We start from the raw sequence: 19,158 nt of genomic DNA, 5'->3' as shown, positions 1-19,158 counted from the left end.
CGCCAGACCCCGGAAACGACTCGGCTTCAAAACCCCCGCCGAGAAGCTGCACGAGCTACTGTCCAACCCGACAGATCCAACTGTTGCACTCACCGCGTGAGTCGGCCGCGGCTTGTCGCTGCAGAAGTGACCGGTCGATGCGAGCAGGAGGGGACTCCCGCCGGCTCGCGGTGATCTTGATGCGCCGCGCGAGCCTGTCGTTCGCAGACGTCACCGAGCGGACGCCTTGACCTCGATCTTCCGACGTATTCGCCGGTCAACCCGTCCACTCGGTGGAGAGCCGTCCGGCCCGGCCTCCTCAGCTGGAGCCGCGACCGGTTCAGGGTCGTGGCCGCGAGGTGGGACTGGGCGGGGGCGGCGGAAGGACGCGGAAAGTGGCTGCCGGCGAGCGAGGATCGTGGCCTCCACCCTCATCGATGATCATGGCGCTCTGCTCGGGGCCATGATCAACACCGACGCGACCACTTCCCGACCTCCCGCAGGCCCGCGCACGGACTCACCGGGCGCGGGGCCGGGCCAGGCACAGGGCCGACGTCTTCAAGACAACCCGGTATCGCCGCCCGAGAAGCTGCCGCTCGTTCGGTCAGGCCTGGTTGTTGGGTTCGTCTGGATGCCGGGCCCCGCTCGGCCCCGCCTACCGCCTCGCTCCCCGCCTGTTCACTCGGTCCCGTTGGCTCGGTCGTGCCCGCTGGCTCAGTCCCGCCCGTTCGCTGGTCCGCCTGCTCGCTCAGCCGAACCGGCCGAAGCTGGGGCGGTCGGACCATGCGGCGCGCATGTGTCACAAATCTGGCGTGCAATGGCCCTCGAAAGGTGAGAAACCGATTGCGGGGAGCGTTGCGTTGCAGATCTGGGACACCGACTTGAGCAAAGGGGCTTACCGCCGAATCGTGAGGCAGCGGCGCGGCTGCCGGCGGGCATCGTGGTCGCGGCCAAGAGAGGGACGACCGCTACAGGCCGCTGCGCACCTCGTCTGCGACCATTCGGCGCCAGCCGCTGCAGCCGCGACTGTTGCACGTAGCCGGGATCGCTGCACCGGTCACTGATGCGAGCCGGGGTCGCGAATCGCCGGGAGGAAGCGTTGGCGGTGGGTGTCCGAGTGATGCGGGTGCGGCGGCCGCCACCCGGGAGCGGTCGCCTGCCGTTGCCGGCGCAACCGTTGCCGCGACCGTTGTTCCCCTCCGCGACCGCTGCATCAGGTGCGGAGGCGAGGACCCGGTCGCGGCTACGCCAATAGAGGGGGTCAGGGGGCGAGGATGTCCTGCATCCAGGCCTCGACGGCTTCGGGGGTGCGGGGGAGGCCTGCGGAGAGGTTCTCGTTGCCGGTCTCGGTGATCAGCACGTCGTCCTCGATCCGGACGCCGATGCCGCGGAACCGTTCGGGGACCAGGAGATCCTCGGACTTGAAGTAGAGGCCCGGCTCGATGGTGATGATCATGCCCGGGGCCAGGGTGCCCTCGCGGTAGTTCTCGCGGCGGGCCTGGGCGCAGTCGTGCACGTCGATGCCGAGGTGGTGCGAGGTGCCGTGCACCATCCAGCGGCGGTGCTGGCCGCCGGTCTCGACGTTCAGCGACTCCTCGGCGGAGACGGGCAGGATGCCCCAGTCCGCCAGCCGGCGGGCGATCACCTCGATCGCGGCGGCGTGCACGTCGGAGAACTTCGCGCCCGGCACGGCGGCCTTGAAGCCCGCCTCCTGCGCCTCCAGTACGGCGAGGTAGACCTCGCGCTGCGCCTCCGAGAACGTACCGGACAACGGCAGGGTGCGGGTGATGTCCGCCGTGTACAAGGAATCCAGCTCGATCCCGGCGTCGATCAAGATCAAGTCGCCGGCCTTCAGATCGCCGTCGTTGCGGATCCAGTGCAGCGTGCAGGCATGATCACCGGAGGCGGCGATGGTGTCGTAGCCGACCGCGTTCCCGGCGTGCCGCGCGTGCAGACCGAAGACGCCCTCCACCCACCGCTCGCCACGCCCGCGCCGGATCGCCTCCGGGAAGTCGGCCACCACGGCGGCGAACGCCTCGCCGGTCCGCTCGCAGGCCTCGCGCAGCTGCGCGACCTCGTACTCGTCCTTGATCAACCGCAGTTCGCTGAGCGCCGTCCCCAGCTCGGCGTCGGGGTCGACCTGATCTTCCTCCGCGGTCTGCGCGTCGGCCGAGATCCCTGCCTCGGTACGGATCCGGGCCACTCGCGCGGTGACATCGGGGTCGGCGTCGGTGACGATCCGGATCGGCGTGTCGGCGGCGTTCTTGGCCAACTCGTCGTCGAGTTCCTCGATGGCGGCGCAGCGGATCCCGCAGAGCCGGCTCAGCTCGTCCAGCGACGGGCGCCGACCGACCCACATCTCGCCGTACCGCGCGTTGGCGTAGAACTCCTCGGCGTCGCGGGGTGCCCGCGGCTTGAAGTAGAGCGTCGCGTCGTGGCCGTCGTCGGACGGCTCCAGTACGAGCACGGCGTCCGGCTCGCGGTCGGTGCCGAGCCCGGTCAGGTGCGCGAACGCCGAGTGCGGCCGGTACCGGTAGTCGGTGTCGTTGGAGCGGACCTTCAGCCCGCCGGCCGGAATCACCAGCCGCTCGCCGGGGAATTGGGCGCTGATCGCGGCGCGCCGGGCTGCCGCGTACGAGGCGGCGGGCAGCGGATCGGGCAGCTCGGTGGAGTACGGAGCCCAGTCGGTCCCGATGAACGCCTTGAACGCCTCGGAGAACGGGGTCTGACGGTTCGGCAGGGCCGGCTGCTTCTCGCTGCTCATTGACTCAGTCTCCAACACACCCGCTCGCCGCCAAAGTCCAGGTCCGGTGCCCGATCACGGCCGCCGGGCGAGCGGCGGCTTAGGGTAGTCGCGTGGCCGATGCGTACACCGAACTCACTCGACCAGATCTCCCCGAACGGGCTGCGGCGCTCGGCTTCCGCGACGACGATCGGGCCGACCTGCTGACGGCCGCCAAGCAGGTGGCCGGCGAACCCGACCTGCTGGCTGAGATCGACCGCCGCGCGGACGCCCTGGCGGCGGCGATCGGGGTGTTCGACCGGGACGGGGACGACCCGTGGGCCGGCTACGACGCCGAGGCGGCCGGGCCCGGCGCGGGCGGCGTGCTGCCGATGCTGGCGCTGCTGGCAACCGTCGACCGAGTCCGGGCGTTTCACGCCGCCCAGAAGATCCCGGACGACGTGTCCTGGCGTTCGCTGTCCGACCTCGGGCAGCAGGTGTGGGTGCACCGGCTCACGTACGGCAGCTTCGGCCTGCACACGTACGGCTGGCTCCGGGTGGCCTGGTCGGCCGCGCTGTACTGGCTCGGCCGGCTCCAGTTCGATCTCGAGCGGGACCGGGCCGACGGCGAATGGGTACTGTCGACGCACATCCCGCGGACCGGCCCACTGACCCCGGAGAGCGTGGACGCATCGTTCGCGGCCGCTGCGGCGTTCTTCGACCGGCACTTCCCGGAGCAACGGGCGGCCCGGTTCTACTGCGGCAGCTGGCTGCTCGATCCGGAGCTGGCCAAGGGTCTGCCCGCCGAGTCCAACATGGCCCGGTTCCAGGGCCGCTGGCGGCTCCGGGACAACCCGCGGGAGGCCGACGGGGACGCCCTGTTCTTCACGTTCGCTCGCCGCGGCGACGTCGACCTGGACTCGCTGCCGCAGGACACCACGCTGCAGCGGCTGATCGTCGACCGGCTGCGCGCCGGCGAGCACTGGTACGTCTACAGCGGGACGGTCGACATCGAGGCGTACCGGTGACCACCGAGCTGTATCTGGTCCGGCACGGCGAGACGGAGTGGAGCGCGAACGGCCGCCACACCTCCCGGACCGACCTGCCGCTGACGGAGCGCGGCGAGGAGCAGGCCCGGGCGCTGACCGGCCGGCTCGATCCGGCCAAGTTCGGCCTGATCCTGTCCAGCCCCCGGCAGCGGGCCCGGCAGACCGCCGAACTGGCCGGCTTCTCCGGCACCGGCGCGCCGGCGATCGACGACGACCTGGTCGAGTGGGACTACGGCGACTACGAGGGCCGGACCAGCGCCGAGATCCGCGAAGAGGTGCCCGGCTGGACGATCTGGGACTTCCCGGCGCCGGGCGGCGAGACGGCCGGCCAGGTCCGGCAGCGGTTGGAGCGGGTGATCGCGCGGGTTCGCGCCGCCGACGTCGAGCGGGCGATCTGCTTCGGGCACGGCCATGCGCTGCGGGCGCTGACCCTGTGCTGGCTGGGACTCGACCTCACTCTGGGCGACCACTTCCCGCTGCACACGGGCACCCTCTCGGTGCTTGGCACCGAGAAGGACCTGCCCGCGCTGCTGCAGTGGAACGCGCCCTGAACTCGGGCGGAAACACCTGAGCCTGCCGAAAACCCCTGGTCAGGGGCGTTTCGGCAGGCTCAGATCACGGTCGTCAGGCGGTGGCGGCCTTCTTCAGCCGGGTGCCCGGACGGAGCCGGGCGGCTTTGCTGGCGGGGATCTCAATGGCCTCGCCCGTCTGGGGGTTCCGACCCTGCCGCGCGGCCCGGTCGACCACGTCCAGGGTGAACACGCCCGGCCACTTCACCTCGTCGCCGGAGGACACGGCCTTCTCCAGGGTCCCGGCGAGGGCGTCCAGCACCCGGTCGACGGAATCCTTCGTCAGCTCGGTCTCCTTGGCGATCGCCGTGGTGAGTTCGGCTCGATTCACGCTTGCTCCTTAATGTTGTGTGAGCCGTACGGCTCTAGGCGGCGGTCAGCTTACCCGCCAGGGCAGACGGTCAGAACTGGAAGGCCGACATCCGGCGCCAGCCGACCAGCACCAGGGTCAGCGCCAGGCCGGTCGTCGCGACCATCATCGCGGTCATCGGGACCGCCGTTCCGTCGGCCAACGCTCCCACGATCGGGGCCGCCAGTCCGCCTACGAGGAACTGGGCCGCACCGAGCAGCGCGGCCGCCGCGCCGGCCGCCTCGCCGTGCCGGCTGAGGGCGATCGCGGGCGCGTTCGGGAAGGCCAGGCCGACCGACGCGACCACGAACCAGAGCGGGATCACCAGTCCGAGCAGCCCGCCGGTGCCGGTCGCGGCCATGATCAGGGTGATCACGCTGCCCAACACCGCCAGGCCGATCGCCGCCCGCAGCACCCGGACCGGGCCGTGCCGGCGGACCAGGATCGGGTTGATCTGGGACACGCCGATCAGGCCGGCGGCGATGATGCCGAAGACGAGTCCGTACTGCTGCGGCGTCAGCCCGTACAGCTGCTGCAGGACGAACGGGGACCCGGAGATGTAGCAGAACATGGTCGCGAAGGACAGGCCGGCGATGCCGACCATGATCACGAACAGCCGGTCACTGAGCAGGGTGCGGTACGACGCGAGGGAGCGCCCGATCCTGGCCGGCAGCCGGCGTTCCGGCGGCAGCGTCTCCGGCAGCGCCACCGCGGCCAGCACGACCAGGCCGACGGCCGCCATCGCCAGCACGACGAAGATCCCGCGCCAGGACGTGAACCTCAGCAGGGCACCGCCGAGCGACGGTGCCAGGATCGGCGCGACGCCCATCACCAGCACCAGCCGGGACAGCAGTTGCGCCGCCTTCACGCCGGTGAACAGGTCGCGCACCATCGCCATCGCGACGACGGAGACCGCGGCGCCGGCGAGCCCCTGCACGGTACGGGTCACGGCCAGCATGGTCACCGACGGGGCGAGCGCGCAGAGCACCGACATCAGCCCGTGGCCGAGCAATCCGATCAGTAGCGGGCGGCGCCGGCCGACCGCGTCGGAGAGCGGCCCGATGATCAACTGCCCGACCCCGATGCCGGCCAGCACACCGGTCAGGGTCAGCTGCGCCTGCGCGTCGGTCGCCTGCAGTTCGGCGGTCAGCGTCGGCAGCGCCGGAAGGTAGGTGTCGATGGTCAGCGGCCCGAGCGCGCTCAGGGCGCCCAGCACCAGCACCAGCCGGACGTAGGTACCGCCGACGAAGCGGTCGGCCAGCGAGCCCGGAGCCGCAACTGCGGCGGGTTCCGGGGCAGGCGCGGTCGTCATAGATGTTCTCCTCGAAATGGGCCCCCCGCGGTGACCCGGATCCGGGCACACCGATGGCGAACAGAGCAACTCCGCGGAGGCCCGATTCATTCCCGGTTCCGGTTGAGTAGGCTCGCACGCACAACTTCACGGCGCACGGAGGGGAGATCATCATCAAAGCCGACAAGGGTGCCCAACTGCGCCTGCTCGCTCTGCAGCAGATCGACAGCGCACTGGCCCAGTTGCTGCACCGCCGCAAGACCCTGCCCGAGCATGATCAATTGGCGGCCGCGGAACGGGAGAAGGACGCGGCCGAGGCGGCCCTGGTCCAGGCCGAGACCGAGGTCAGTGATCTGAGCGCTGACCAGACGAAGGCCGAGTCCGACCTCGAGCCGGTACGGCAGCGGCTGGCCCGCGACGAGGCCCGGGTGGCCGACGGTACGGTCAGCGACCCGAAGCAGCTGGAGTCGCTGGTGGCCGAGGTAGGCCACCTGCGCAAGCGGATCTCCGATCTGGAGGACGCCGAGCTCGAGGTGATGGAGAAGCTCGAGGCGGCGACCGCCCGGGCCGGTGAACTGAAGACCGCTGCCGACAAGATCCGTTCCGAGGTGGAGCGGCTGACCGGCGAACGGGACACCAAGATCGCCGCGATCAACGCCGAGGCGGCCGAGCGGAAGGCGGAACGGACCGCGGCCCAGCCGGACATCCCGAACGACCTGCTCGCCCTGTACGAGAAGGTCCGGGCCAGCCACAGCGGTGTCGGCGCCGCCGAGCTGCGGAACCGCCGCTGCACCGGCTGCCAATTGGAGATCAACGCCGCCGAGCTGCGCGTGTTCGCCGCCGCACCGGACGACGAGGTGCTGCGCTGCGAGGAGTGCAGCCGGATCCTGGTCCGGACCGAGAACTCCGGCCTCTGACCCCGGACCCGTGAGTCTGTTCGATCCCGAGCCGCCGGCGGACGTGCCCCGTCGGCGGCTGGTGGTGGAGGCCGACGGCGGCGCTCGCGGCAATCCCGGCCCGGCCGCGTACGGCGCGCTGGTCCGCGACGCCGACACCGGCGAGCTGCTGGCCGAGGAGGGCCAGCCGATCGGCGAGGCCACGAACAATGTCGCCGAGTACCGTGGCCTGCTCGCCGGCCTGGAGCTGGTCAAGGCGGTCGATCCGACGGCCGAGGTCGAGGTACGGATGGACTCCAAGCTCGTGATCGAGCAGATGGCCGGCCGCTGGAAGATCAAGCATCCCGACCTGAAGCCGCTGGCCCTGCGCGCCGCCGGCCTGCGCCCGCCGGTGGTGACCTGGGCCTGGGTGCCGCGGGAGCGCAACAAGCGTGCCGACGCCCTGGTCAACGCCGCCCTCGACGGCAAGCCGGTCGCCCGCAGCATCGCCTGACCGACCGCGCGGGCCGGCACCGCTAGGCTCCGGACCATGCCGGCACGCAAGCTAGCCCTGTCCGATCGCGCCAGGACCGAGGTGGCCGACGGCCTGGCCGCCCTCCGCACCGAACTGCAGATCCCCGACGAGTTCCCGGCCGAGGTGACCGCGGCCGCCGAACGGGTGGCCAAGGAACCGCGGCTGCCCGACCTGGACCGGACCGATCTCGAGCTGATCACCATCGACCCGGAGGGGTCGCGGGACCTGGACCAGGCGCTGCACCTCGCCGAATCCGGCGACGGCTTCGTGGTGTCGTACGCGATCGCCGACGTCGGCGCGTTCGTCGAGCCGGACGGCCCGATCGACGCGGAGGCGCACCGGCGCGGCCAGACCCTCTACGCGCCGGACCGGCGGACCCCGCTGCATCCGCCGGCGCTCAGCGAGGATGCGGCCAGCCTGCTGCCCGACCAGGTTCGGCCGGCCGTCCTGTGGACGCTCACGCTGGACCGCTCCGGCCGCCAGACCGGGGTCACGGTGCAGCGGGCGCTGGTCCGGAGCCGGGAGCAGCTGACGTACCTGCAGGCGCAGCAGGAGCTCGACAGCGGGTCGGCGCGGCCGTCACTGGAGCTGCTCCGGACCGTGGGGCAGCTGCGCGAGCAGCAGGAGCGGGACCGCGGCGGGGTCAGCCTGCCGATCCCGGAACAGCAGGTCGCCGTCGCCGACGATCGCTGGACGCTGGAGTTCCGGTCGCCGCTCCCGGTGGAAGGCTGGAATGCGCAGATCTCGCTGCTGACCGGCATGGCGGCGGCCCGGATCATGCTGGACGGCGGGATCGGCGTCCTGCGGACCCTGCCGCCCGCCGAGGAGTCGTCGCTGCACCGGCTGCGCCGGATCGCGAAGGCGCTGCGGATCTCTTGGCCCGACGGACTCTCCTACCCGGAGTTCGTCCGGACCCTCGAGCCGACCCGGGCCCGGGACGCGGCGATGCTGGCAGCCTGCACCAGTCTGTTCCGCGGCGCCGGCTATGCCGCGTTCGACGGCGCGCCGCCGGAGCAGCCGCAGCACGCCGCTCTGGCCGTGGAGTACGCCCACGCCACCGCGCCGCTGCGCCGGCTGGTGGACCGGTACGTGAGCGAGGTCTGCCTGGCTCTGTCCGCCGGGCAGCCGGTGCCGGACCGGATCCGGGCCGAGCTCTCCGCGCTGCCCGAGGTGATGGCGGCGTCGGAACAGCAGGCCAAGCGGTACGAGCGCGAGGTGCTGGACCTGGTCGAGCTGGCCGTGCTGCGGTCGGCCGGCGGAACGGTGTTCGACGCGATGATCACCGAGCTCGACGAACGCAAGGACAAGGGCAAACTGGTGATCGCCGAACCGGCCGTGGAGGCGGCGGTGCGCGGCGACCGGCTGCGGCTGGGCGAGGAGCTTCGGGTCCGGTTGATCAAGGACGAAGTGGCTGCCGGCAGGGTCGTCTTCGAACCTGCCTGATCGGGACTTTCGCGGTTTTTGTCGATTCCCTTGGAATCGTGTGCTTGAATCGCAACAGAGTTGCCGTTTGGGGGAGGTTCGATCGCCGGGTCCGTCAGGCCCGGTGGTCAAGTCGGGACAACACGACCCCGGTCGCGAGGGGGACGGCCGAGGGGAGGACCGGCCCCCATCGGTGTCGCCATTGCCATGGCGTTCCGTGGGCCGGTCCTCGCGGGTCGTGTCCGTACCTCAGGATTCCTTGGTCGGGTCCGGTTTCCGGCCGATCACGTGCACCAGTCCGAGCGCCGGCGGCGGGCCACCCAGGTCGAGGTAGTCGGCCACCACCTGCCGCATCGGTGAGTTGCCGCCGACCGCGTCGTCCCAGCGCTGCCACAACTCCAGGCTGTCCGGCGGCACCCAGGCCTTGACGTCGACCAGCCCGCCGGTCAGCGCGGTGTGCTTGGCCCACCAGGCGGGCGGATGCCAGGTCAGCACCTCGAAGCCGGCCGACTCGGCGAGCAGGGGGAGCGGGTCCACCAGATACGGGTCGTCGCGCAACGACGGCGTCGCGAAGCCGAGCACGCCGCCCGGCTTGAGTGCGGTGACCAGTCGGCGCAGGAAGTAGACGTCGGTGCCGAAGTACTCCCAGGCGTCCAGGCTGACGATCGCGTCGTAGCCCTGTTCCGGCAGATCGACGGTACGGATGTCGCCGTGCAGCGGGCTGACCAGATCGTCGACGCCCATGGAGCGGTACGTCTCCGCGGCCTCCTCGGGCGTGATCCAGAGGTCCAGCGCATCGACCGCGACACCCGCCTCGCGGGCCAGGAACACGGCGGTCGCGCCGCGCCCCGGACCGATGTCCAGCACCCGTTGACCCGGCTGCAACGCCAGGTCGTCCCAGAGCTCTTCCAACTGCCACAAGGGATTCGGGCCCATGTCCAGCGACAGCAACCACTCCGGGTCGTACCTCGACGACCGCGGGAACCGTTCCGGCAGCGACAGCAACTCGGGACTCAAACGATCACTCCGTCTCGACGTGGTCACGCCAGGAGTGCTGCGGCTGCCAGCCGAGCAGGTCCTTGGCGCGACCGATGGCCAGCAGAGTCTCGTACTCGCCGATCTCCCGGGTCAACGGAGTTTCGCCGAACACCTCGGCCAGCAGATCCGCGGACGGCCGGTTCATGCAGGTGTCGGCGGCGGCGATGATCACGCTGTGGCTGCCGGCGACCGCCTCGGCGGGTGCGGTCAGCCCGGCCCGGCAGGCGGACGCGACGTCACGCTCGTCGATGTAGCCCCAGAGGTTCCACTTGCGGCTGTGCGGGTCCGGCCAGAACGACGGGAAGCGGGCGTAGTCGGCGACGGTCATGATGTTGGAGAACCGGAGCCCGACGAAGGGGATGCCGGACCACTGGGCCAGCTGTTCGGCGACGGTCTCGCTGGCCACCTTGGACAGCGCGTAGGTCGAGGTCGGCAGCGGATAGTGAGCCTCGTCGACCGGCGCGTAGCGGGGCGGTGTGTCGAACGGCAGCCCGAGCGTCGTCTCGCTGGAGGCCCAGACCACCCGGCCGAGGTCGAGCTGGGTCGCGGCGGAGAACACGTTGAAGTTCATGGTGATGTTGTGGTTGAACGTCACCGCCGGGGTGGCCAGCCCGGGCGCCGGGATGTTGGCCAGGTGCACCACGGCGTCGGCGCCGGCCAGCACCTCGGCCGCCTGGCCGTAGTCGGTCAGGTCGGCCTGCAGCACTCCGTTGCCGCGCTGCTCCGATCCGACCAGGAGATCGGTGGCGCGCACCGTGTAGCCGTGCTGGCGAAGATCATCGACGACGGCCCGGCCGGCCTTGCCGGCGGCCCCGGTGACGCAGATCGTTTCGGTCATGTCGATCTTCCTAGCACCTCGGGCCGCGTGCCGGTCAGACGGGTCGGACGCAGGCGCATTGGCCGGCCACCAGGGTGCACGCGGCGGCCTCGGCGTCGGCGCGGTCGGCCGGGGTCGGCTCGGTCCCGGTCGGTACGGGCTCGCGGCGCGGCCAGACCAGGAGCGCAGTTCCGGCGCCGGCGGCAGCCAGCGCCCCGAGCACGGTCCAGGTCGTGCTCAGCCCGGCCTGCAGGGCCAGCCAGCCGGCGATCGGGTACGTGATCAACCAGGCCAGGTGGGACAGCGAGAACTGGGCCGCGAACACCTCGGGCAGCCCGTTCGGCGGTACGGAGCGCCGCAGCACCCGCCCGGTCGGCGTGATCACGAGAGCCATCCCGGCGCCGATCCCGAACCAGGCGATCGCGGTGCTGATCCACGCGACGGTTCCCGTGGCGTAGTTGACGATCATGATCGCCGCCGCGACCGCGGTGACGAGCAGGAAGCCTCCGGTGATCATGACGGGCCGCTCCGCGACCCGGTCCAGCACCTTGGCCAGCAGCAGCGCGATGATCAAGGTCCCGGCGCCGGACGCGGCGAGCATCCAGGCCACGTCCGACTGGCTGCCGCCGAGCCGGTCCCGGACGTAGTTGACCGTGTTGACGATGACGATCGAGCCGGCCGTCGCGACGACCAGGTTCAGCGCCAGCACGCCGCGCAGCCGGGGTGTGGCCACGAAGCGGCGGATCCCGGCGGCGACCCGGTCGAAGGCGCCGGTGTGCGGATTGGGCCGGGCGTTCGGGATCCGGGTGGACAGCACCAGCACCGCCGAGGCGGCGAACCCGATCGCGGTGCCGACGAACAGCCAGTTGAAGCCGATCTTGGTCAGCGCGAGCGCGGCCAGCACCGGGCTGAGCAGGCTCTCCATGGTGGAGGCGAGCTGAGAGGCCGACAGCGCCCGGGTGTAGTCCGCCTCTTCGGCGACGATGTCGGGGATCACCGCCTGGAACGTCGGCGTGAACGCGGCCGAGGCGGTCTGCAGCAGGCCGATCAGCAGGTAGATCTGCCAGATCTCGGTGACGAAGGGCAGCGCGATCACCACGGCGCCGCGGACCACGTCCAAGATCACCAGGAAGACTCGGCGGGGCAGCCGGTCCACGTAGGCGGCGGCGATCGGGGCGACGACCACGTACAAGATCATCTTGATGGTGAGGGCGGTGCCCAGCACGGCGCCGGCCCGTGGCCCGGCGAGTTCGTACGCGAGCAGGCCGAGGGCGACGGTCGCCAGCCCGGTGCCGAACAGCGCGATCACCTGGGCACTGAACAGGCGCCGGTAGTCGCGGATGGCGAACAGGCTCATCGAAGTTGATCTTTCTCGGTCGATGGGTCAGGAACTACGAGCGCAGTCCGGCGACGAGATTGAAGGCGCCGGTGAGCAGGTTGAGGGCCACGATGCCGACGACGTCGGCGATCTCGCGATCGCTGTAGCCGTGGCCGCGGAGCTCCTCGATCTGTTCGTCGGTGATCGACGTCGGCTCCCGGTACACCTGCAGTGCGAGTTCGATGATCGCGGAGATCCGGGGGTCGGCGGACCGGCCGGCCCGGGCGTGGTCGATCTCCTCCTCGGTGATCTTGAGCTTGCGCGCCGCGCCGACGTGCGACGCGAGGCAGAGTTCGCAGCCTTGCTGGGTCTGTACGGCGATCGAGATCCGCTCGCTCACCTTGCGGTCGAGCTTGGCCCGGCCCATGGCCCGGCTGAGCTGCAGGTAGCCGCCCAGCACGGCGGGGGAGTGGGCCATGGTCGAGACCATCGGGCCGACCTCGCCGTGCCGGGCCATCAGCTCGCCGAGCAGTTCCTGGGACCTGCCGGTGGCGGTGTCCGGCGAAAGGGCGCTGAGGCGTGGCATCGGCGCGTCCTCAGTGATGCCGCGGCCGGCCGGCCTCGACCGTGAACGACGCCGTCCGGACCACGCCGCCGTGCTGGAAGTCCAGGTAGAGCCGGTAGGCGCCGGGGCTCGGAGCGGTCGCGACGAACACGATGTCCGGCCCGGCCGGGGTGCTGCCGTCACCCGGGTGTCCCTCGGGATGCACGTGCAGGTAGGCCAGGTCGCCCGCGCGCAGCGCGACCAGGTGCCCGTAGGCCGCCAGATAGGGCTCCAGGTCCGTGACCGGCTGCCCGCCGCGCTGCACCGTCAGGGTCAGCTCGGCCGGCTGCCCGGCCTGCAGATCACCGGCCAGCGTGACCTCGTAGTCGTCGATCCGGAACGTCGGCTCGACCGGCGGCAGCGGCCGCGGGTCGAAGTCACCGGCGACCGAGACGTCGACGCCGAGCGTCAGCTGATCATGACCGGCCGGCTTGAAGTCGGCGAAGTAGCGCCAGACGCCCGGCGTCAGGTCCAGCTCGACGCTCCAGGTGCCGGAATCGTCCAAGCTCGGGTGTACGTGCTGGAACCCGGTCTGGTCCCGCCGGGTCGCGATCAGGTGCAGTTCCTTGTCGTGCGTCGGTTCGAACGCGGTGACCGGCACACCGTCCGGCCCGGCGATCCGGAACGTGATCTGCTGCCGCCCGGCCGGCAGGATCACCGAATCCGGCAGCAGCGTGTAACCCTGCTCCGACACCGTCAGCCCGCCCGGCCCGTGCCCGGCATGGGCGGCGTGATCCCCGTGAGCACCGTGGGCGTCGTGACCACCGTGAGCGGCATGAGCATCGTGACCGTGAGCGGCATGAGCACCGTGGGCGTCGTGCGTCCCGTGGCCCTGGTGGGCCGTGTGATCGCCGTGACCTGCGTGGATCGTCATCGCCAACTCCTCCGTCGATGGCCGGGCCAGGCGCCCGGCTCGTACCGAAGCATATACCCCCGGGGGGTATAGATCAAGCGTCGGGGGATCCGGGTTCGACGGAGGAGTGGCGCGGTGTGGCGGTCAGCTGGCGCGGCGACGGACCAGGCCGAAGATCAACAACACGATCAGGCTCCCGATGACGGCCGTGATCAGGCCCTGGAAGCTGAAGATCTCGTCGTAGCGGACGTTGAACAGCAGTCCGCCGAGAAAGCCGCCGAGCAGCGCGCCGACGATGCCGAGCACGATGGTGGCGAGCCAGCCCCCGCCCTGCTTACCGGGCAGGATGGCCTTGGCGATCAGCCCGCCGAGCAGGCCGATGACGATGTAAGCGATGACCGTTCCCATGATGTCTCCTCCAGTTGGGTGCGTTGGCTGGTCAGTACCCATTCCGGCCCCCGCTGGTCGACGGGGGCCGGAACGGAAGCGGTCAGCGGTCGTCGTCGACGATCGCCCGGCCGGCGTCCTTGAGGTCCTCCCCGGCCTGCTTCGCCTTCGCCTTGACCTGCTCCGCCTGCCCCTCCCTGGCGAGCTCGTCGTTGTTCGTCACCTCGCCGAGCTTCTCCTTGGCCTGCCCGGCCAGCTCCTCGGCCTTGTTCCTGGCCTTGTCCGCAAATCCCATGACGACTCCTTCCGTTCGGTCTCTCACTCGGAGAGACGCGCCGCGCGGAGAATCGTCACGGAATGATCGCGGAGCCGGTGGCTCTGGGCCGATGATCACCGTCGGCCGGCTGCAGATGTCGTCCTGAACGAGAACCGGCCCGGGATCCCCCTCGAAGGACCCGGCCGCTCCCTACTCGGGCCTTCGTTGCCCGTTCGCCGACTTCGCCCGCGCCTAAATACCCTGGGCCCACGATGGAAGCGGGGGTTTCTACCGGGGTCTCACAGAGTAGGTCGGTGGTCCTACGGAATGACCGCGCCACCAATCGCGGGGTCGCAACGTGGCCTCGCTGTTCCTAGCGTCGTGGGTCCCTCGCGGATGGTTCCCGTGCCCTCGCTAGAAGCGCTCCGACTCCGCGATGGCGTCGTTGATGCCGTAGACGCCAATTTCTAGAAGCAGGTCCAGAATGTCGAGCAACGCCTCTCGATGTGCGCGATCCCGTGATTGCGCTAGTCCACGCACCACCAGCTCACTGATGTAGTGGGCGTCGCCGGCTGCCCCGGTACGAATGTCAGCAGCGTCGTTCCCGAAGACATCGATAAACCGCCGCGCCGCCTGCAAGATCAATCCGTCGACCTTGTCTGGCGCGTACTGGAGCGTGAGGAGTAACTGCGGTACGGCGTGATCATACGACGGGGAGTCGATCAGCGCTGTCAGGAGTTGGGCAAATGGCTCAAGCGGATGCTCGCGAAGTTGCTGGGCCACTGCGGCAGTGGCCTTACGCACCTCGTCGTCGTCGTCGTTCATCAGACGGATGAGGCTGGCCGTTGCCAAGTCGGCATTCGAGGTACGGTCCACGCGGCCGGCGCAGACCTCCGCGGCTCCTTTGCGGACATGGGCGTCGCCAGCTAGTACTTGTTCCATTAGTTCCGGGCGACTCCATTCAAGGGCCGCGAAGGTTGCTATGGCACCGCCGGCTTCGCGGGCCTCATCGTCCGCTGAGGCCAGCATGCGCTGGATGACCGGCTCGATGACCTCGGGATTGACGTTGCCTATGTAGATCATCAGCCGTTGTACGAAGTCGGCAGCCAGGAGCCGATCGTCGGCTTCGATCAAGAACTCGAAGGCGGCCAAGACTTCTGGACGAGCGTGGCGGAGTGAGGCGGCCAACGTGTGTGCCACGCACGACCGCACGCTCAGCACCGGGTCTCTGGCCAGACTGTTGAGGAAGGGCACCACCAGCGCGGTTCGCTGTCCGTCGCTGTCGGTGACCAGCAGGTCACCGAGCGCCTCGGCTAGGTATCCACGCGCTGTGTTGATGCCGTTCATTCGCATGTCCGCAGCGCTCTGTCCGTCGGTGCCCTCGCGGATAATTGCCGGCAAACTGTCGGTCGGATCAGGTGTGTGAAGTGCGCGATCGCGAATGAGCTCGACGAGATCAAATGGCACCTCGCGGTGGTACTTCCGCAGGGCCACGCCGAGCCATCGATCGTTGTCCGCCTGCCCCAGCGAGGCAATGTGGCGGACCGCGTCAAAGACCAGTGGTGCTGTGTCATCGCGCACTTCGGCGTCTCCCAAACCCATCAGCAATGCATCCGTATAGGCCGCATTGAACTCGGCCGTCAGCTGCCGTGTCAGGCGCGCGAATCGTGCAGGGTCAGCTGCGACCTGCTCGCGGAGTACGTGAGACAGTTCGCGGGCTCCTCCAGTTAAGTCGTTCCAGTCGGTCCTGTCTGAGTCGTGCTTCGCCATAGCGCCGAGCCACTGTGCATCGGTCATCTTCTGAGCTGCATCCGAGGCAATCGGTGATCCGATGAACCCTCCCGTGATTCCGCGCGGCTTTGCGGGTGCCGATTCCTCAAACTTCCGCCGGTACTCGCCCAGTCGTCGCTGTCCCGCTGGGGTCAGGCGAGGCTCGTCAAGCGCCGACAAGAATGTGAAGGCCGCCCGGCCCGAGCTCTGACGGTGCTCGTACTCGTTGCGCAAGTCCCGGAACAGGTCCTCGAGTTGTTGGTGCACCTCGTCGCTGATGTGAGGCGCGATCGCGCGGACGAGTTCTCGCGCGACCCAGTTGGCATCTGAGATGAAGCCGCAATCGAGGCGCCGGCCTCCTTCGAGCAGGAGACTGGCCGCCCAGTCGGCGAAGTGTTCACCGGCGGCAGCCAAAGCTCGGTAGAGCAGGAACTGTGAGCTGTCATAGGGGTCAGCGACTAGCTCGTCGAGCAAGCCTCGGATGGTCGCAGGGCCGGTTTTCGCCAGCTCCTCCAGGCAGCGAACCGTCGCTGCGAGTAGAGCATCGTCAAGCTCGTGATCGGCCAGTTCGTCAACCTCATAACGTGCGCTGAAGTGGTGATCGCGGATCGGCTTGTCGTCGCGAGGCTCCATCGCAGTAGCAGCCATGACTTGACGCAGATACGGAACGATCGTCTGCACAAATGCCAGCGGCTCAGCATCGGCGGCTTCCTTCACAAGTTCGGCCGCCCCGTACTCACGCAGGCCGAGCACAGTCACCATGCCACCGTCATTGAGCGCGAGTGCGTCAACGCGCTCGATGAGCCGCGCTTGGAGCAACTCGATCGCCCAAAGTGGTTCGTGCTTCGCCAGGTCGCGTGCCGTCAGCCAGAGTTCGTGCTCGGTGGCGTCATATGCGCCATGTCGAACGGCCTCCAGTACGAGATCGAACAGTTCTCGGTTCTGATGGACATCTGCGAAGCGGGTTACCCGGCGCAACCAGTCGAAATACTCCGGCGCGTCCTTGCGGTTGCCGAGCAGAGCCGCGATCTCCGCGGGATGTTCCTTGACGGCGCTGTCCATCGTGTTCATCGCGTGCGCCCGCGTGTCGTGGTCCGAACCATCGAGCCACGTCGAAAGTTGGCTATCTTCATAGAAGCGCACAAACCACTGCGGCCGGAGCAATTGCTGCCAGAGCCGCTCCTCAAAGTTTGGGCGAGTGGCCGCAACCCGCAACATCAATGCGGCGTCGTCAGTCGTCGGTGCAGCCAGGTTCGCGACGACGGCAAGCACCGTTTCCTTGATGTGGAACCGGACGTTGCTGGCCGTTAGTACCGCCTCGGCTTCAACGCGGAATCGATCGGGCTCCCGCTCGTAGAGATGCTGCAAGATCTGGCGGACCTGGGCGCGGCGGAACAGCTCCTGCTCGTCGCGGAGTAGGAAGTCGACCAGCGACTCCGCCCGTGACACCCATTGCCGCGCGAAGGCATAGTCGAAGAATGTTTCGTGGAAGAACGCGATCCGATCGCCGTTCCGCGCGAGCAGGTGCTCCGAGACGAGCACGTTGGCGTCCTCAATCAGATCGCCGTCATCCAGAATCTCGATAGGGACGGACAGAACTTGTCGATCGCTCGCGGCGTTGGCGATCCTGCTGACCACGTCATTGAACCTGACATTCTGCCGCCGAGCGCGCGTCGCTTGCCGCTTGCGCTCCCAGAAAGACTCAAACAGGGAGCCCTTCGACTGGAAGGCCAACGCGCCACCTTGGGACGTGATCGTTTGCAGGAGTACGAGGTGCAGCGGTATCTGCAGCAGCACGCGTTGCGATGCGCTCAGTTTTGTCGGGTTCAAGCTCATATCGGCAACAGCAGCGTCGACTTCTTCGGCCGAAAGTAGGCCAACCTCCAGCTTGGTGATGTCAGAGCGAGAAGCCAGTGCTCGGATCCGGTGATCGTTGTCGATGTCGAAGTCGCGGCACGCCAAGACAACACGCATGCCAGGGACAGCCAACGCCTCGCCAATCAGATCCATGACGATGTCGAAACTCTCCGGTGTGCGACCGGAAGCAAGACTCACGGCATCGAGTTGGTCAATCAGGAGGTAGGCGTCGCGTTCGTCCGCTGCCAACGCCAGTGCGACCGCGGGAGAGGTCTCGATACCGAGCTGGCGACCCAAGTCGGCGGTCGACGCGAACGGGTCGAGCCTGTCCAGCCGTAATGCCAGGACCTCGGCTCCTGCCGACTCCAGCGAGACGACCGTCTGCTCTAGAACCGAACTCTTTCCGCCGCCAGCCGTGCCCGCGATCAGTCCGATCCGGTAGAGGCCGAGTGCCTCGATCAGCTGAGCAGCCTCCGCTCGCTCAATCGGCGGTTGCAATTGTTCACGCTGGATGGACTGGCGCCAACTGTTGGTGATTGCCAGCACCTGTTCGTGAGCGGTCTGATGCGACCCGCGGGCCAACGGCTTGATACCTTGCTCGGCGAGCAGTGCCAGCAGGTCGGTCCGGGCCAGACGTTTGCCTAGGTTGTCGAGCAGAATGTCGCCGATTGCCAGCGAGATCAGGTGACCGCTTGCGCCACCGAGGTGACACTCAGCAAGCATGCTGTTCATCCGAACGATGTCGTGCTCGTCCTGAACGGAGAACCACATTCCGCGAAGCGTGTCCCAGGCCGTCTGCGGACTGCCCAACACTTCGGACGCTGCCAGTTGGTCGAAGACGGCCGTAAGCTCGCCCGTCAGCCAGGAGTCAGTGAAAGACGCCAGGTCGGCAGACTTGCGCGCGCGTTCGGACAACTCCTGCAGTGGCCTGCAGGGCACGAGAGAGACGAAGTGGTAGCGCCGACCAGCCGCCACATGTCTCGCAGCCGCTTCGAAGACCTTCAGGTCGGCCAGGGCCTTGACGGTCCAGCTGTTGCTATTGCCATTCTGACGCTTCAACTGATGGGCTTCAGCGACGAGTCCAGCGTCGTAGGTGAACTCCGAACCTTTGCCGGCCTCGGAGTCAACGTCTTCCGCGGTCAAGGACCGTCGGTCGTCGAGGATGCAGAAGAGAGCGTGACGGATCGCCCATGCAAGCTCATACTTGTTACCGAGCTTGTCCGTCTCTCCCCCGGGCCTAGGTGGCATGTCGACCCACGCTCACTTTCAAATGGCGCAAAAACGTTAGGGCGATACTGAGCGCAGACTAGTCGAAGGGGCCGTGTCTGACACGTTCGCTTCGCCGCTGGTCGCCGACTACGCAGATGCTCTGACTCAGGTGCGGATCGCGAAGTAGCACGGGCTCCACGTTCAGACAGTTCAAAGCGACTCATCGAAACCGGCGTCTACACCCGAGCCCGCCTTCGA

The 19,158-nt window shown here is 68.7% G+C and carries 16 protein-coding genes; 5 read left to right on the top strand and 11 right to left on the bottom strand.

What is annotated here, in order from left to right; translation table 11 throughout:
• Positions 1 to 1,240: 1,240 nt before the first annotated feature.
• Positions 1,241 to 2,743 (bottom strand): aminopeptidase P family protein, encoded by a 1,503-nt coding sequence (locus tag AC6CCG_RS29595; protein ID WP_496658377.1) that lies wholly within the window; start codon positions 2,741 to 2,743, stop codon positions 1,241 to 1,243.
• A 92-nt stretch (positions 2,744 to 2,835) separates the two neighbouring features.
• Here AC6CCG_RS29595 and AC6CCG_RS29590 point away from each other — a divergent pair, with 92 nt between their 5' ends.
• Positions 2,836 to 3,729: an acyltransferase domain-containing protein gene (locus AC6CCG_RS29590; RefSeq protein WP_496658376.1), complete on the top strand. Its 894-nt coding sequence runs from the start codon at positions 2,836 to 2,838 to the stop codon at positions 3,727 to 3,729.
• Positions 3,726 to 4,301 carry a histidine phosphatase family protein gene (locus AC6CCG_RS29585; RefSeq protein WP_496658375.1) on the top strand — a complete coding sequence of 192 codons (576 nt, stop codon included), beginning with the start codon at positions 3,726 to 3,728 and terminating at the stop codon, positions 4,299 to 4,301. The genes AC6CCG_RS29590 and AC6CCG_RS29585 overlap by 4 nt, the downstream gene beginning before the upstream one ends.
• 73 nt (positions 4,302 to 4,374) lie before the next feature.
• Here AC6CCG_RS29585 and AC6CCG_RS29580 read toward each other — a convergent pair whose 3' ends face one another.
• Complete coding sequence (locus AC6CCG_RS29580; protein WP_179749546.1) at positions 4,375 to 4,650, bottom strand: HU family DNA-binding protein; 276 nt, start codon at positions 4,648 to 4,650, stop codon at positions 4,375 to 4,377.
• Positions 4,651 to 4,720: 70 nt separating this feature from the next.
• The gene (locus AC6CCG_RS29575) at positions 4,721 to 5,980 is read right to left on the bottom strand and encodes a multidrug effflux MFS transporter (protein WP_496658374.1); all 1,260 of its coding nucleotides are present in this window, start codon (positions 5,978 to 5,980) and stop codon (positions 4,721 to 4,723) included.
• A gap of 146 nt (positions 5,981 to 6,126) precedes the next feature.
• On the opposite strand from AC6CCG_RS29575, the gene AC6CCG_RS29570 reads away from it, so the two are divergent.
• Genes AC6CCG_RS29570 through AC6CCG_RS29560 form a run of 3 tightly spaced genes read left to right on the top strand, consistent with a single transcriptional unit; the run spans position 6,127 to position 8,812 of the window.
• A complete protein-coding gene (locus AC6CCG_RS29570; protein ID WP_496658389.1) occupies positions 6,127 to 6,876 on the top strand; it encodes a zinc ribbon domain-containing protein in 750 nt (249 codons plus the stop codon).
• Positions 6,877 to 6,886: 10 nt separating this feature from the next.
• Positions 6,887 to 7,348, top strand: a complete 462-nt coding sequence (locus tag AC6CCG_RS29565) for a reverse transcriptase-like protein (protein ID WP_496658373.1) — start codon at positions 6,887 to 6,889, stop codon at positions 7,346 to 7,348.
• Between the two features lie 36 nt (positions 7,349 to 7,384).
• Complete coding sequence (locus AC6CCG_RS29560; RefSeq protein ID WP_496658372.1) at positions 7,385 to 8,812, top strand: RNB domain-containing ribonuclease; 1,428 nt, start codon at positions 7,385 to 7,387, stop codon at positions 8,810 to 8,812.
• 228 nt (positions 8,813 to 9,040) lie between these two features.
• On the opposite strand, the gene AC6CCG_RS29555 is transcribed toward AC6CCG_RS29560, so the two are convergent.
• The 8 genes from AC6CCG_RS29555 to AC6CCG_RS29520 form a co-directional block, all read right to left on the bottom strand.
• Positions 9,041 to 9,808: an SAM-dependent methyltransferase gene (locus AC6CCG_RS29555; RefSeq protein WP_496658371.1), complete on the bottom strand. Its 768-nt coding sequence runs from the start codon at positions 9,806 to 9,808 to the stop codon at positions 9,041 to 9,043.
• Between the two features lie 4 nt (positions 9,809 to 9,812).
• Positions 9,813 to 10,667, bottom strand: a complete 855-nt coding sequence (locus tag AC6CCG_RS29550; protein ID WP_496658370.1) for an NAD-dependent epimerase/dehydratase family protein — start codon at positions 10,665 to 10,667, stop codon at positions 9,813 to 9,815.
• A 34-nt stretch (positions 10,668 to 10,701) separates the two neighbouring features.
• Entirely contained in the window at positions 10,702 to 12,003 is a 1,302-nt protein-coding gene (locus tag AC6CCG_RS29545) for an MFS transporter (RefSeq protein WP_496658369.1), read from the bottom strand.
• A 34-nt stretch (positions 12,004 to 12,037) separates the two neighbouring features.
• Positions 12,038 to 12,550 carry a carboxymuconolactone decarboxylase family protein gene (locus tag AC6CCG_RS29540; protein WP_496658368.1) on the bottom strand — a complete coding sequence of 171 codons (513 nt, stop codon included), beginning with the start codon at positions 12,548 to 12,550 and terminating at the stop codon, positions 12,038 to 12,040.
• A 10-nt stretch (positions 12,551 to 12,560) separates the two neighbouring features.
• The gene (locus tag AC6CCG_RS29535) at positions 12,561 to 13,442 is read right to left on the bottom strand and encodes a DUF8832 domain-containing protein (protein WP_496658367.1); all 882 of its coding nucleotides are present in this window, start codon (positions 13,440 to 13,442) and stop codon (positions 12,561 to 12,563) included.
• Positions 13,443 to 13,565: 123 nt separating this feature from the next.
• The gene (locus tag AC6CCG_RS29530) at positions 13,566 to 13,829 is read right to left on the bottom strand and encodes a GlsB/YeaQ/YmgE family stress response membrane protein (protein ID WP_496658366.1); all 264 of its coding nucleotides are present in this window, start codon (positions 13,827 to 13,829) and stop codon (positions 13,566 to 13,568) included.
• Positions 13,830 to 13,911: 82 nt separating this feature from the next.
• Positions 13,912 to 14,103, bottom strand: coding sequence for a CsbD family protein (locus AC6CCG_RS29525; RefSeq protein WP_496658365.1), 192 nt, complete (start codon positions 14,101 to 14,103; stop codon positions 13,912 to 13,914).
• Between the two features lie 375 nt (positions 14,104 to 14,478).
• On the bottom strand, positions 14,479 to 18,834 hold the full coding sequence (locus tag AC6CCG_RS29520; RefSeq protein WP_496658364.1) for an NACHT domain-containing protein: 4,356 nt from the start codon (positions 18,832 to 18,834) through the stop codon (positions 14,479 to 14,481).
• Positions 18,835 to 19,158 lie beyond the last annotated feature (324 nt).

The organism is Microlunatus sp. YIM B11417, from assembly GCF_059617205.1.
Note: the sequence above shows the minus strand (reverse complement) of the source record. Positions and strands in the feature narration are given on the sequence as shown.